Raw genomic sequence first — 15112 nt, forward strand, 5'->3', positions numbered from 1 at the left:
CCTTCCTAATTAAACTGCGGCTACCGGTACGAAGCGAAGCGGCTCTAGCAAGGCAGCTTCAGAGGCTGATACAGCCTCCAGTAAGACGGCTATTTCATTGCCTGATTCGCCACCCTGAAACCACGGACCCGGTAAATAAAAGGATTCATCGCTGCCGCCACGGAATATCGGTCTATTGGCACCGCCTTGCGTCCACAGGCGGCCAACTAGGTGTCCGTTGAAGAATACAGTCAGCTTCATATTGCTGCCTTTCACATAAACCCTCCAGCCTAAACCTTGGTTATCATCACGCAGGTCACCGTATAGCCATGACAGGGCACCCGGTTTCAAGGAGATAGCTCCGTCTACAGAGAGAGCCTTAAGCGCCGACGCTTTGGCATGCTGCAATAAACCATTCTCCTGACATGAGGATAATGTCCACTGTTTAGCGGCGGTTCCTTCATAAAGACTAATATTTCCGCTGAGGGAACCGTACGTTTTATCCAGATATAGCGTTAACGTTGCCGTCTCTCCCGCCTTTACGTAAGGCGTAAGATCCAGATAAGGATTGAGTGGATTTACTAATCCGAGTGAGTGCCCGTTCACGTAAGCATAGGCATGCGAGAAATTACCAGGCGTATGCAGAATCCACGTATCGGCTTCTTTCGTCAGCTTTATTTGTTTGCGGTAGCATTGATGTGCAGGCTGTTCGGCGGAGAGCCACCCTCCAACGCTTACAATCGGCCATTGTTGATCGTCACAATCTGTTGCTGCGTAATCGTCCTTGTCTTCTCCAAATTGCATTGATTTGAATCGCCAGTTTTGGTTTATTTCCCTAACCGACGTTACTCCAACAATGCCTGTTAGTCCTTTCAGAGCATTTAAGTGCAGACCCGGTAAATTCGTATCATGGAAATTGGTATGTCCCCAAATCTCGACACGAGTAACCAGATTTGGCTCTACACGTGCACCGGATGGAATCGGAAGGAAGTGACTTCCTCCACCCGGTGTTGCTGTACCAAGGTACGTTTCACCGGAATAGACGGAAACGACATCACTTGCCTGCTGAACGATAATGCCTAGACAGCTATTCTCAACCGTTAGGTGCGAGGTGTACCAGGCGAAACCTCGGTAAACACCATGCTTCTCCAAATAATCGGCGGTATCACCGATCGATAAGCTTTCATCCGCAAGTGGATCCAAGGGATTCACTAAGCTTTGTGACCAACTGCTTTCAACTTCGCTGCTTTCCGAGACTCGTTCTACGAATTCACCAACATGAAGCTCGCCATCTGCATCTATATTTTCTAAAAGCAAAGCACGTGAACGACTCATCCCGACCAATTCGATAACATGACCGTTTAGTAAGTGAATCCGAGCTGCTCTCTCTTGTTCACCCGATTGAAAGGATACCGTTACCTGATCTTCTGTTTCAGCATGGTGTACAGTCATCGTGCCAGCCTCCATCTGCACCTCCATGTTAAAGCAGAGACGGATTTCACCTTCGCCCTCCGTATGAAACACGAACACCGTGCGCTGCTCAAGCTGCTTCACCAGCAGCAATTCTGCAGTTGCGTAGGCGAGCGTCCCTTCAGCGATTCCCCATGTCTGCAAGGGCACCTGCACGGGAAGAATCGGACAGCGGCTTGCCTTGGCAACAAGAGTGGAATAACGGGGTATAACCTCTTCTTCCACATGTAAGTAAGCGTCTTCATCTTGCTTGTTAACATTACATAGGAAGAGCAGCTCGCCGCCTTGCTTTAACGCTAACCGATAAGGTGATGAATCACTACTCGTAGACTCAGGCTTCGCCTCAGCCAGTGAAGCGCCATACGTTTGAATCACACGATGCAGCATTCTGCCTTCATAAGCTTCCTCTCGAAGGTGTCCTTCAGGTGTTACCATCCCATGGAAATCATAGTCCGAGGTAAGGAAAGAAAGAGGATTCCCCCAATTGTTAGCTGCATTGGTAAAGCCAAAGTTCGTCCCTGAAGCCTGCAAGTAGGGACCGAGCAGCTTCGCTCCTGCCGATAGCAATCTGCGAAGCAGGAAATGCGAGCGATTCGTCTCTGTAACGAGTAAGGGCAGTCCGCGACGAGCCAACTCCTCTCTGTAGAAGAGCACCTTATCTACGAATGCAGGGTCTTTATCATTAGGATAGAAGTTGCATGTAGGCACCACGCCATCAGCAAAACCTGAAGCCTCATACAAGCCGCCTTGTCCGGCGCAAGCAATGAGCGGGACGGTAATCCCATGCTGCAAAGCTAAATCTCTTAATGCCGAGATGTACCCTTTGGGATCCGAACACGGATAGAAATCAAGCTCATTGTCTAATTGAACAGCAATGATCGTGCCTCCCTGATCCGCTTCATATGACTTCAGGATAGGAAGGATCTGATCATACCACCTGGCCACATGCTGCAAGAAGGCAGGATCGTTATCCCTTAAACGAAGATTTTCTTTCACAAATAGATAAGCTGGGAGCGCTCCGCCATCCCATTCCGAACAAATATACGGCCCTGGTCTGGCAATCACCCATAGACCCGCATCTGCGGCATCCTGTAGAAACTGAGCCACATCCTTTTCTCCAGTAAAATCCCAAGTTCCCTCCACAATCTCATGATGATTCCAAGGAAAGTACACATCAATCGCGTTATATCCAAAGGCTTTTACTTTATTTAGTCTCTCTTTCCATACACCGCGTGGTAATCGAAAATAAAATAAAGAGGCACAAAGTATAATTTCTGATTTTCCCTTTATCCGCAGTGCTTCAGATGATAACTGAATCACTGCTTCTTCACTTTTTGATAAATACAATGGCTAACCCCCTTGATCTACTCTCTTTTATTTATGAAACCCGTTTCATCCGCTTAGGATGTTTAGCTTGCTGTTCTTTATGAAGTTAGTATAAGTTGTTTTAAAAGCGCTTACATTGAAAGAAACATCAAATTATATAACAAAACTACACAGATACGACCTCACACAAAACAAAAAAAGCTCCGAATTTTATCCAAATTCGCAGCCGATTGCATTCTATATAACACTGATTTTTTATATAATTCACAGAATTTACGATCCATCATCTTGAATAATTAACCATTGCGCCTAAACTCCTTGACCGTTTTCCCCTCCAGCTCTTTAAATACTTTGCAAAAGTAGGAGGTTTCTTGAAATCCTGTTTTCTCTGCAACTTCATAAACTTTCCATGCAGGATCTTGAAGCAGCTGTTTCGCTTTCTGAATCCGGTATCGATTCATATATTCAACGATCCGCATCCCTGTCTCGCTTTTAAATAGATTGGATAGGTAATTCGCGCTCAAATGGAGAACATCTGCCAGCCTTGCCACCGTAATGTCTTCGGCATAATGCTCTTCCATATAGGCGATTGCTCCTTGAATTTCCTTGCGCATCAACATGTGCTCAGCTTTATTCCCAACGATTTGCTTATTCAAATTTAGAAATAATTGCTTCACTTGCTGTAGTGGCTGAAGGGCTTCCATCGCCTGGCTAACCTGTTTATACGCCTGATCAAACTGATCTGAGTACCTATTCCTCTCCATGGCCAATGTTTTCAGCTGCATCATTAACTCTGCCAGCAGGTTGCGCAGCTCTGGTATTGGCGGCTTCTTTTGAATGAGGCCTTGAAACAAATGCTCAGTTTGCGATTCAATAGCTGTGAATAGACCACTTTTCATCGCAGCAACAAGAGGCTGAATCGTGATTCCTGCCAATGTTTCAACCTTGCCATTGATCTGAAGGGACGTAAAAGCATAGAGTTGACCCGCTCCTTCATAAACATATTGATCTAAGGCGGTTTCAGCTTGCTTATATAACACTGCCCAATCCTTCAATCCATAGCCGATCGAGCTAATTCCCATTGTTACAGTGCCTATCTTTTTCATCCGGGTGTACAGCAGCGACGCTTGCCGAAGTGTCTCCTCCAAACATTTGTGTTCACTTTTTTCATTCGGAAAATAGATAATAACCGCAGTTCTCCGTTCGGAAATCGGTATAACCATGTTTGAGTACGCCGTCTGTTCTTCCTTAGAACCATCGGCAAGGACTTTAAAGTTAGCATCGACAACGACAACTGCCGTAGGACCTCCATGAATTGGAAAATGAACAGCGCTTACTTGATCTTCAATGTCCTCCGCCCGCTTCAACTCGCCTAAGAGAAGCTTTCGCCCCAATAGGCTACGCACCTCTTGAAAGCTGGCATCTCGAATACTCGCTTGTTTTCTTCGTTTATGATCTTCCATAATCTTGCCGCTCATTTGTTCTAATAGCTGCTGTAAAGCGCTAGGTTCGAGGTCATGCTTTAACAAATAATCCTCTGCCCCGAGCTTGAGCGCTTCCTTCACGAACCGGAAATCATCGAAGGAGCTGAGTGCCACAATTTTGATAGAAGCATCCTTTTGCTTTACCTGCTGGATCAGATCAATGCCGTTCATTTCGGGCATCGAAATGTCCGTCACAATAAGATCAACCTGCTGATGCTGCAGTAGATCAAGTGCATGCACGCCATTGAGAGCCTCGCATACAATTTGGAAACCATAATCTTCCCAACGAATGATCGTTTTAATGGCATACCGATATATCGCATTATCTTCAACGATCATGGCGTTCAACATGCTCATTCCTCCTTTGACGATGCGTTCTATGCGGAATTCGAACAATAGCTTTCGTACCTAAGCCAAGTGCACTTTCGTAGCTAAGACCATATGTATCCCCATAATACAGCTGAATGCGTTCATTCACGTTGTGAATGCCTATACTCGTCACGCCTGGAACCGATTCTTTACGTGTAGCTGCGTTCAATAGATTAAGCGCTTGTTCAGCTTCCATACCTATGCCGTTATCTTCGACAATGAGAAGGAGCTGCATCTCTTCTATGCGTGCATGAAGTACAATACGCCCACTCCCCTTGGACATTTCGATGCCGTGAAGAATCGCATTTTCGACTAGCGGCTGAAGTATGAAATAAGGCACCTCGCTTTCCAGCAACCGTTCATCCACTTCATAGTCCATGTGAAAGGCATCGCCATACCCAATTTTTTGAATATAAATATAGTTTTTTAATTGGTTAATCTCTTGCTCCAAGCTGTGAAATTCGCCGACACGCCGTACCGAGGATTTCAATAATTCAATAACTGAGGTGACCATTTGCTCAATCTCGGCTTGTTGATTCATGCGAGCGTACCATTTCACAGTACCTAGCGTGTTATAAAGGAAATGAGGATTAATCTGACTCATGAGGACGGTAAATTCAGCCTGTTGTTTGGCAATTTGCTCTTTATATACCGTGTTTATTAAATCGTTAATCCGAGACAGCATGAAATTGAACCGAATCGACAAACTCCCAATCTCATCTCGCCCGAGCGGAATAATGCGAACATCGAAATTGCCATCTTCGACTCGGCGCATCGTTTGCTCTAAGATTTTGATATTTCTCGTCGTAGAATTCGAAAGTAATACGGCAATGCCGGTAGATATCAGAACAGCAAGCAGAGAAACGAGCGCGATTACAAAAACTAACACACGTGTATTGGACAGAAGCTCAGACATCGGAATGAAGCAAAGCACCCGCCAGCCCAGCGTTGATGTTCGTTCTTGGACGAATAAATGACTCCCTCCCTCTGCATTATCGACGATTGCCATGGAGGCATCATTATCCTTAAGGTTATAACTTAAACTCCTTGAGATGAGATTGTCCATTCCGGGGGTTCCGCCACCCGCTAGCAGTTCGTTCAAGGGATTGAGAATCGCAACATTATTTTGCTTAATGATCGAGCTATTGCTTCCCAAGGATAAGAAATAATCCGAATCGATACTGATTACAATCGTGCCAAGACTACGATCTACTTGACTCAGATCAACGAAATCTCTGATAAGGAACACTTCGTTTTGCTTTCTCAGAGAAGGCGACCAGTTGATGCTTTGTTCATGATTTTTCAAATAATCAGAGGCATTATTCGTCATTACAGTTACATCTTCATGATTTAGTGTACGATCCAAGCCTTTTTTATTTTCCCACCAGTACACCTGTCCCTTCTGTGTTTGAATCATAATAGCATTCATATAGGGATTCCCATTCCCATACTGAGCCAGCAAGAACTCCATACGGCTGCGGAAAGCTGGATAGTTGTCTACTGTAACTTGTTCACCTTGTTCAGCAGCAATCTGCCGAATATTACTGTCACTTAGGACGTAAACAGAAGAAGAGAATGCTTCCTTTGCCCTGATTTCAATATTATCGGAAACTTGATGAATGACCTGCATCGATAGATCTCTAGTATTTGATTCAATGAATTTTGTAGAAGCATAGATGGCAACTCCGCCAATCGCCGATGAAATGAACAAAATAATAATCATATTTGATAGAAATATTTTCGTTCGGATGCGAAAGTCCTTGACCCGATTTAAGTTCCACGGGGTGGCTGTCATACGCAGATCTCCTTGCCGTCATTTGGATGGTTTGCGAATCCGATCGAATGCTTGATCCAGCTCTTGAATACAGAGATCCACATTATGACTGCGATCAATAACGAATTTCGTGAGTGCATTTACAAACACCTTTTGCAGATCTTGATTCACAAAATCTGTCGGCAAACTCGACCAGTCATAGGTTTTGCCTGTTTGGATATACGTCTCATCCAGCTCCACATAAGTGGGGTCAAAGTCATTCGGCAAGCCTTTAATCACTGACAAAGCCTTCTTTTTCGTCTGAAAAATCGTCCCCATCTCCTTCGAAGCAAACAATTCCAGTGTTTGAAGCGCCGCTTCCTTATAGGGTGATTTGGGATTGATCACAATCCCTCCTGTTGATTTGAGTCCAAACTTGGCATCTTGGGGATTATTCGAATAAGGAAAAGCGAACAGTCCTAGATTACTCGCAGGGTTCTTGGATTTAACACCGTCAACTGTCCAAGTGCCATTAATGATAATGCCGGCTTTCCCCTCCGCAAGGAGCCCTTGGGCTTGGTTCCAATCGGTTTCGAACGGCTTGATGTTCACATAACTCAGACGTTCTCCATATCGTTTCAAGATGTCTTTGAAGTGAATTTGATCATCAGCGAACGAAGTTCGACCTGCTTCTATATCCACAATCCAGTTGCGGCCAGCGGCATACTGATTAGCCAGAAGATCCGCCGCAATGTCCCAAGTCAGGGTCCAGCTATCCTTATAGCCTGCTGCGATCGGAATAATTCCTGCCTTCTGCAGCGCCTCGCATGCAGCTAAGAATTGCGGCCAAGTTGTTGGCGGACTTTGAATGCCAGCGTGTGCGAAAGCATCTTTATTATAAATGACACCAGCGCCATTCACGTCAATCGGCAGCGCCCATATTTTCCCATCGGCTGTCTTCACACCATTCAGGAACTTCTCGTCGATTTGCGATAAAAAAGGTTGACCCGTTAAGTCCATCGCATACCCTTTATGAATGAGATCCTGAGCGGCCTCTATATTATCCAGCATATAGATATCAGGCATGTTATTCGAAATCACACGCGTGCGAAGCAAGCTCATATAATTGCCGCCATCCACACCCGTCAGCGTAAACGCATAGGGAGGATGTTGTTTAGCAAATAGTTGTGTCCCCGCCTCCAGCCATTTCCTTGCCCCCTCCTCGTCAAAGTGATGTATCCACGAAAGTGTCTGCTCCTGGAACTGCTGTTTAGGAACGACTGTTACTGTCTGGGGTTGACAAGCTGTAAGCATCAGAGTTACAGTCATGCCAAGAGCTAACAAACGAGTCCTCATTCATTCACCTCATTCCATGGTAGCGTTTACACAATAGTATAGCGGACACAGCCGATAAAAAAAACAGCCTATTTCCTCTCTAGAGAAAATAGACTGATGCATGTTATATATACAAGCGAATCATCGCTTATCGAATTCTAGTTATTCCTAACTTTCATTCATTGAATTCCAACCATCATTGGCTTTGATGATATCCATCATTTTCTTCATCGAAAGCTGAATTTGTTCAGCGGAGGGCAAGGGTAAGTTGCTGTACGTTTGCTTCACAACATCCGTTAACACAGAATCGAACATGCAATCAAATTGCTCGCTTTTCATTATGAATTCCCTCCTTATTTACTTAATTTTGGAAGATTACCTATACTTATCATATATAGAAACGCCTTCGATAACAGCGCAATATTTTCTTTCGCAAATCCACATTTTTTTCCATAAATGCGCAGTTTTTTTTGCACATAACGAAAAAAAGACGCAAAATTAGATAAATAAAATCTAATTTGCAATCTTTTTGTGAAATTTGGTAAAATCAAGGAAAGACAAGAGACAGCGGCGTTGAACTCAGCATTCGGATTCCCTACCAAATCAGGAAGGAAGTATCATATGATTAAGAGATCGAAGATTCTGATCGTAGATGATCACCCCTTAATGGCAGAAGCAACATCGAATACGCTGCAGCAAATCGAGGGCATACAGATTATAGGAATAGCCGGAACTGGCAAACAATGCTTGGAACTCGTAGATTTGCATGTACCGGATATTGTTTTTTTGGATTATAATCTTCCGGATCAATACGGCGATGAGCTTGCCAAAATCATTAAAGGGAAATATCCCGCCATCCACCTTGTCATTTTTTCGGGCATAGAATTATCACATCTTTATAATTATTTGATCGGACTTAAGGTTAGTGCTGTTATTTCTAAGGAATCTAGCGGTACGCTTATTAAAAGCTTAGTAACCCTTTTGCTAGAGAATTTCACGGTAATACCCGTCCCTGTTTTTCACAAAATGAAAGTGGACAGCGGTAATTTGCATCAGACTGACTCATTAGACGACGATGAAGTACACATGATGACCATGATTGTCCAAGGCCTAACCAATGAGCAAATGGCCGAGGAAGTGCATATGAGCAAGCGAACCGTAGATAATTACGTGCGCAAAATTTATGAGAAATTAGGCGTGAAATCAAGAGCGCAAGCAGTGGATAAATTCAATCAATTCAAGCATATTTATGAACTTAACCGTCGGACGTAGAGGGTTGATGGGTTAAATGACAAATAAAAGACTGGACTCTTCGTGATGAAGGGATCAGTCTTTTTCATTGCAGTTCTTAGGGCTGGGATTCTTCTCGATGATGCTGATGATGTTCCACAATATTCGCCGCTTCCATTAATTCTCGCATGACATCGGATTGCAGCTGCGGATTGATATAGAGACCTTTCACAAATAACTGCCCCTTCTCACTTGAGGCATACCGCGGAGGGACTTTATTTAAAACCAATGCAAGCACGTCTTCTTTGCAAGTATTGCAATCGCATTTCATTTCATAATTTTTTTGAAATTCATCAAACAAATTCATCACTATCGTTTCCATTGCATTGAAGACTGCCATTGTGAGGTTCCCCTTCTTTATTCAACTATTTCTCTATTATAACTCATATCCTCCTATTGAACATCTAATGACTAAAGTCACGAGATTCTTGGGTAGTCCCTTCATACGAAGAGAAGTTTACCAAGCTAGCCCTGTCGTTCCGACAGTTCGTGCAATGGCTAAACAGCCAGTTTACACGGTAAGCAGTCTTTTACCTTCGGCAAGAATATTTAGACTTGCATTGAAGTCTCGATCATGGTGGGCCCCACAATCGGGACAGTCCCATTCTCGCAACTTTAGATCTTTAACGACTTTGTGCTTATAACCACAGCAGGAGCATAGCTGCGAAGATGCGAATGTTTTACCCACAGCCACAACTATGCGGCCATACCACTTCGCTTTGTACGCCAGCATGGAGTGAAACATCGACCAGGAAACCTCGCTAATTGCTTTGGCTAATTTGTGATTTTTCATCATACTGGATACTTGCAAATCTTCAATCGCAATGATGTCGTGGTTTTTGACAATATGCGTTGAAATTTTGTGAAGTTTTCTAACTCACGACTGAAGACACGAGTTTGCGAAAACTGGTTTATCAAAAAGAAGAAGGGCTGTTCCAAACTAACATTCTCTTCCGGCCACCACCATGGATGAAAATGCATACATGCGTACATGCTGCCCAACATGGTAGGCTTCCACCAAAGGAAACGTAGCGACTCTATTCCGTTGTTTTCGCTTCGAATCGCACCAATTTCATCGAATAACGCCCTCTCGTTCCGCTAATTCATTTTTCAGCTCCTTTCATCCAATTTAGCGGCTTGTCGTTCCGTTAAGAACACAACTATGACCAAAAAGGACCTCCCCCTATTGGTGGAAGTCCTCATTGATACGTGTAAACATCTTCAAGGTAGATACCCCTTAAGGTCTATAACCCTTTTGGAACTGCCCTCTTGTATCCTCATTTTCTCAGCAGATGATGGAGTAGGTGCCCGATCCAAGTTCTATCCGCAGCTCTCCATCGCTTTCCGCTGCGGAAAGGACTCCTGATGCTGTCTGGGCTGCTTGACCATTAACGGATGCTGCTGCTAATGTCGCTCCTCTCAAGGTTGCGAGGCCAGTCGTATTCGGAGGTAATTGGAACTCATAAACGACTCTGCCATCGGCCTCTTTCTTCCATTCACTCCGTATCTTACCGTAGCTAGAATGGAGCGATGCTTTCGCGTATTCAAGGCCAGAATCTGGTCGCGGACGGAATTGAATCCGTTTGTACCCAGGCTGCTGATCATCGGAATCGAGACCCGCCACTACGCGGTACAGCCAATCTCCAATAGATCCGTACGCATAATGATTATAGGAGTTCATATCATCACTCCAGAACGATCCATCCGGCTTGATTCCATCCCAATGCTCCCAAATGGTGGTTGCTCCCTTGTGAATCGAGTAAAGCCAAGATGGATAATCTTCCTGCTGAACTAACTTTACAGCCAAATCATGGTAGCCATTTTCGGATAATACATGGCACAAATACGGCGTACCTACGAAACCGGTCGTCAGGTGATTGTTCTGCTCCACGACATATTCGGCTAACATCTTTGCTAATCGATCACGCGTACTTCCTTTCACGAGTCCAAACATCAGCGGGAGCACGTGTGCTGTCTGTGTATGCGCGGCCAAACGTCCGCTTGGTGTAAGGAATTCATGTGTGAAACCTTCAACAATGCGCTCATAAAGCTCACTGTACGTAGCCACATCCTCGCTGCGTTCCAGCACTTCCGCAGCTTTCACGAAAAGTGATGTCGAATAGGCATAGAAGCATGTCGCGATTAAGTCTCTCGGGGTAGCTCCTACGTAGCTGCCTTCTTTGGCATCAAGCCCAAGCCAATCACCAAAGTGAAAGCCTGTATTCCACAGATACTCATTCTCTCCTTGGCTTCGCATGTACGTAATCCACGCTTTCATGCTGTCATATTGCTCCTCCAGAACACGCTTATCGCCATATATTTGGTACATCGTCCACGGGCATATGACAGCTGCATCCCCCCATGCAGAGGAAGAGTGGTCATTCGGACCAAGTACGTCTGGAATGACGAATGGAACACCGCCATTCTCATGCTGATCCGCTTTTAAGTCGCGCAGCCATTTGGTGAAAAACAGAGCTACATCATAATTAAAGGCTGCCGTGCGAATAAATACTTGCGCATCTCCTGTCCAACCCAGCCGCTCATCCCGCTGCGGGCAGTCGGTCGGCACATCCAGGAAGTTGCCTCTTTGTCCCCAGACAATATTTTGCTGAAGTTTATTCAGCAAGGGATGGGAGCATTCAAAGGTGCCGCTAGCTGCCATGTCCGTATGAATAACATGACCCGTGAAACGCTCTGCATCAAATGCTGTATCCCTAGGCCAGCCTACCACTTTGACATATCGAAAGCCTTGGAACGAGAAATGGGGTTCATATAGTTCTTCTCCGCCACCTTTACATACATAAGTAACCGTCTGCTTCGCATGACGCAGGTTCCCAATATAGAAGTTCCCTTCTTGATCCAGCACCTCTGCATGCAGCAGTTGAAGACGAGTTCCGACAGGCAGTTCCAAACGCATGTGCACTTTTCCGACCATATTTTGCCCAAAATCAAGAACGGTTTCACCAGATGGTGTTTCAATAACGGTTATCGGCTTCACATGCTGGGTAATGCGTGATGGCTCATTCTCCTGCATGACTAGGATGTCTTTGGAATGATCAAGAACCGTTACCGGGCACCAATTATCGTCCTGATACGTCGACATGCTCCACCCACTAAGCTCCAAATTTGCATCGTAGGTTTCTCCATGGTACAGCTCAGACATCCGAACTGGTCCTAATGAAGCCCGCCAAGAATCATCACTAACGGTTATTTCAGAGGTTCCGTCTGTGTACTCGATATGTAATTGAAGAAAAAGAGCTCTAACGTCCCCAAAAATATTACGTTGATTCTTCCATGCCAAATCGCCTTTGTACCAACCATTTGCCAGCACTGCGCCAATGGTATGGTTTTCACCATGCTGCAGCAGGCTCGTTACCTCATACGTCTGAACCTGCAGTCGGTGACGGTAGCTGGTCCAGCCAGGTGTGAACTCCCAATCCCCCACACGCGCTCCGTTGAGTTCAAGCTCATAAATGCCTAGACTCGTTGCATAAATAGTCGCTTTACGAATTGCCTTAGGTACTGTGAATGTCTTCCTCAAATAGAAGGCTTCTTCTGCTTCAGGATCCATGGAGGCTGCATGAGGTGTAATCCACTTGGCTGACCAATCATCTGGACTTAGCTGTCCCATTTCCCAGAATGCGATTTCACTCCAAGGCGATGGCGAGCCAGTCTGATTCCATACTTTAACACGATAAAAATAACGATTTCTCGGCAGCAGCGCTTGACCCGCATAAACAACAAGCACAGATTGTTCGGATTGTACGTGACCGGAATCCCAAACCAAACAACTCGATTCGAATGAATTTTCATTCCTACTAACCTGGATTTGATAGGCTGATTGCATGGTATAATGGTTTTCCGAAGCTAGCTGCCAAGTAAAGCGAGGCTGAGTCGTATCCAGTCCAATCGGATTGACGCGGTATTCGCATGTTAAGTTAGAAATACTGAGTGTCGTCATTCATTAACGCCTCCTACTTTTATCAAAAATGTCTGTGCCCTATTCCTAAAGCAAGCATCCTATGTCCTATTGTAGAACATCGAGAGTCTCGATATGAAGGTGGATTCAGACAATCTTATAGGTAGAATACGACATGGACACAATCTTTTTTTCGGCTTCCCCTCAATCTCGGAACCGCATGCGAATAGTATACAGTTATCGTTAAATCACGTAAGGATAGGTGCATAAGATGTTACAAAAAACACACAGTATCGCCGGATTCATTTCCGCGGAAATCGTTCTCACGTATCAAGATATTAGTTTCTTCACATGGGATGCCGCAGGGGCCCTTTTACTTGGCTGTTTGGCAGGCACGCTAGCGGATGTCGATAAGCCAGGCTCAACCATGGCGAAGGTTCTCTTCCCATTATCTGCTCTGCTGCGGCTGCTGAAGGTGAAGCATAGAACGGTTACCCATTCCCTGCTTTTCATGCTTCTCTTAGTCGTCATTGCAATGCCCTTTTCTCCTTTATATTTCTGGGTGTTCATCCTCTCTTATGCGTCGCACTCGTTTATTGATCTATTCAATGATAGAGGGGTCCAGCTCTTCTGGCCAATTCCCTTCAAGATTCGTCTACTCCCAAAATGGATAGCGATAGACACGGGCTCTGTGAGCGAGACCGTTTTCCGCTCTATACTTCTGGTGTTGAGTCTAATTATCCCTTTTTGGACTTATGTCCTTCCAGAAATCATGAGTCGTACCGCTCTGTTTTAATGTGTTGCAACGATGTAATCCCCCTTGGCATTGAGCAGAAATTGCGCATGATAAGCTCCTTGAGTGTCGGGCTCAGCTAAGCTCTGCACGATTTCGCCAACCGCAGGAACTCCTAAGAAGTCGTTCAATTCTTTTTTCATCGTCGATTGGAAAAGGATCTCACTTCTTTTCCCCGATTTCCCGGAAAAATAACAGGATGGCTCCAATGAATCGGATTATTCTCATCCAACAATTCAGAATGCTGCAGCAGTTGGTTAGGAACTTCCAAATTGTCAGGAACGGAAACCAATAATACCGTTTCCTTATCATTGGTTTTTACTTGCATAACCGTTCCTGCCACATAGGCTGGACCCGGTTGGACTTCTTCCATCGACATCAACTCTTTTTCTGGTGAAAAGAAAGCAAACAGCGCAAACAGAGGAAATAAATGAATGAGACTTTTATTGAACTCTTCCTTGTAGCGGCATTTTGACTTCTTCATTCTTTGCTCCTCCTTTGTGATTAAATGAAAGCTCACGATTCATTGCATTCGTTAGTTATCCTTACCCCTTTTATAAGTTTTTGAAAACAAAATGTAACGATTTTATTGAAAAAGAATAAAATAGACTGTCCCAAAAGTCATTTTGGGATGTTATTCCTTTCCACTTTTGCTAAAAAAGTACCATGTTATGGTAACCAGCATTAACTGAGGGAACGTAGAGGCTATTTCGGCGATTACGCCGAAACGGGGCAAGTACACGGAACGTAGAGGCGTTATTTGGACGAAAAACACCAAAATCATGAGGAGGCGGAACGTAGAGGCGTTATTTCGCGGTTTTTGCCTTTGGATCATGCTTTTTTGATCAAATAGCGTCCTCTCGTTCCGCGAAAATGGGAAATAAGTGCTTTCGAGCAAAATAGTCGAGTAGGCGGGGCCTTTCCATCTCGGATTGTGCCCCTTACCCCTCACAGATCCGTACGTGCCCAATTAAGGCATACGGCTCTTCATGCTACCTTACAGAGTTGCTTTCTTTGCAAATAGATTCACGGTTATTTTGGGCTTCGGAAATGGGTTACGGTCGACGAACTTAGCGAATTTTTCCTCCGTGAAGCTTATCTTTTGGCTTCTTCGGTTTCTCCACTTTAACACCAGTCGTTTAATTGCGTCTAAGTAGGATCTTACACAGTCGAAGTTGTCCGACACTCCATAGTAATTGTAGTGTCCCACTAACTTGCTTCGTATGGTTTTCATCAGTTCAACTTCTGACGTATGTCGGTTACTCCGAATCCATGTCTTGAATTCCTTCACCTTCGCCCTAAATTTCTTTCCACTCGTTTTCCTCATGAGTCTTGAACGTCCACTCTTGCCTTTGCCCCAGTAATGAGTAAACCCTAGGAAGTCGAAAGGTTTC

Annotated in this window: 11 protein-coding genes and 2 pseudogenes; 2 read left to right on the forward strand and 11 right to left on the reverse strand. The window is 44.7% G+C overall.

Annotated features, from left to right (window positions below; all coding sequences use genetic code 11):
• Positions 1-9: 9 nt before the first annotated feature.
• From G519_RS41670 to G519_RS49920, 5 genes are all read right to left on the reverse strand, one after another.
• Complete coding sequence (locus G519_RS41670; protein WP_051253054.1) at positions 10-2796, reverse strand: beta-galactosidase; 2787 nt, start codon at positions 2794-2796, stop codon at positions 10-12.
• A gap of 275 nt (positions 2797-3071) precedes the next feature.
• Entirely contained in the window at positions 3072-4610 is a 1539-nt protein-coding gene (locus G519_RS0104450) for a response regulator transcription factor (RefSeq protein ID WP_029193663.1), read from the reverse strand.
• Positions 4588-6423, reverse strand: coding sequence for a sensor histidine kinase (locus G519_RS47220; protein WP_051253055.1), 1836 nt, complete (start codon positions 6421-6423; stop codon positions 4588-4590). The genes G519_RS0104450 and G519_RS47220 overlap by 23 nt, the downstream gene beginning before the upstream one ends.
• 18 nt (positions 6424-6441) lie before the next feature.
• Positions 6442-7737, reverse strand: a complete 1296-nt coding sequence (locus G519_RS0104460; RefSeq protein ID WP_029193664.1) for an ABC transporter substrate-binding protein — start codon at positions 7735-7737, stop codon at positions 6442-6444.
• Between the two features lie 147 nt (positions 7738-7884).
• A complete protein-coding gene (locus G519_RS49920; RefSeq protein ID WP_154669533.1) occupies positions 7885-8055 on the reverse strand; it encodes a hypothetical protein in 171 nt (56 codons plus the stop codon).
• A gap of 282 nt (positions 8056-8337) precedes the next feature.
• On the opposite strand from G519_RS49920, the gene G519_RS0104470 reads away from it, so the two are divergent.
• Entirely contained in the window at positions 8338-8988 is a 651-nt protein-coding gene (locus tag G519_RS0104470; protein WP_029193665.1) for a response regulator transcription factor, read from the forward strand.
• Between the two features lie 76 nt (positions 8989-9064).
• Here G519_RS0104470 and G519_RS41680 read toward each other — a convergent pair whose 3' ends face one another.
• The 3 genes and pseudogenes from G519_RS41680 to G519_RS0104485 all read right to left on the reverse strand — a co-directional run bounded on the left by G519_RS41680 (position 9065) and on the right by G519_RS0104485 (position 12967).
• A complete protein-coding gene (locus G519_RS41680) occupies positions 9065-9346 on the reverse strand; it encodes a late competence development ComFB family protein (protein ID WP_051253056.1) in 282 nt (93 codons plus the stop codon).
• Positions 9347-9517: 171 nt separating this feature from the next.
• A pseudogene (locus G519_RS41685) lies at positions 9518-9874 on the reverse strand (RNA-guided endonuclease TnpB family protein); the annotation flags it as partial.
• Between the two features lie 417 nt (positions 9875-10291).
• The gene (locus tag G519_RS0104485) at positions 10292-12967 is read right to left on the reverse strand and encodes an alpha-L-rhamnosidase (protein ID WP_029193667.1); all 2676 of its coding nucleotides are present in this window, start codon (positions 12965-12967) and stop codon (positions 10292-10294) included.
• A gap of 229 nt (positions 12968-13196) precedes the next feature.
• Between G519_RS0104485 and G519_RS0104490 the strand changes: the two genes are divergently transcribed.
• Entirely contained in the window at positions 13197-13721 is a 525-nt protein-coding gene (locus G519_RS0104490) for a metal-dependent hydrolase (RefSeq protein WP_029193668.1), read from the forward strand.
• Here G519_RS0104490 and G519_RS52885 read toward each other — a convergent pair.
• From G519_RS52885 to G519_RS0104505, 3 genes and pseudogenes are all read right to left on the reverse strand, one after another.
• Positions 13718-13849, reverse strand: coding sequence for a hypothetical protein (locus G519_RS52885; protein WP_268633761.1), 132 nt, complete (start codon positions 13847-13849; stop codon positions 13718-13720). The genes G519_RS0104490 and G519_RS52885 overlap by 4 nt on opposite strands.
• Before the next feature lie 8 nt (positions 13850-13857).
• Positions 13858-14202: a hypothetical protein gene (locus G519_RS0104500; protein ID WP_029193669.1), complete on the reverse strand. Its 345-nt coding sequence runs from the start codon at positions 14200-14202 to the stop codon at positions 13858-13860.
• A 513-nt stretch (positions 14203-14715) separates the two neighbouring features.
• Positions 14716-15112, reverse strand: a pseudogene (locus tag G519_RS0104505) (group II intron maturase-specific domain-containing protein); the annotation flags it as partial.

It is taken from the genome of Paenibacillus alginolyticus DSM 5050 = NBRC 15375 (assembly GCF_000422905.1).
Classification (GTDB): Bacteria; Bacillota; Bacilli; order Paenibacillales; family NBRC-103111; genus Paenibacillus_E; species Paenibacillus_E alginolyticus.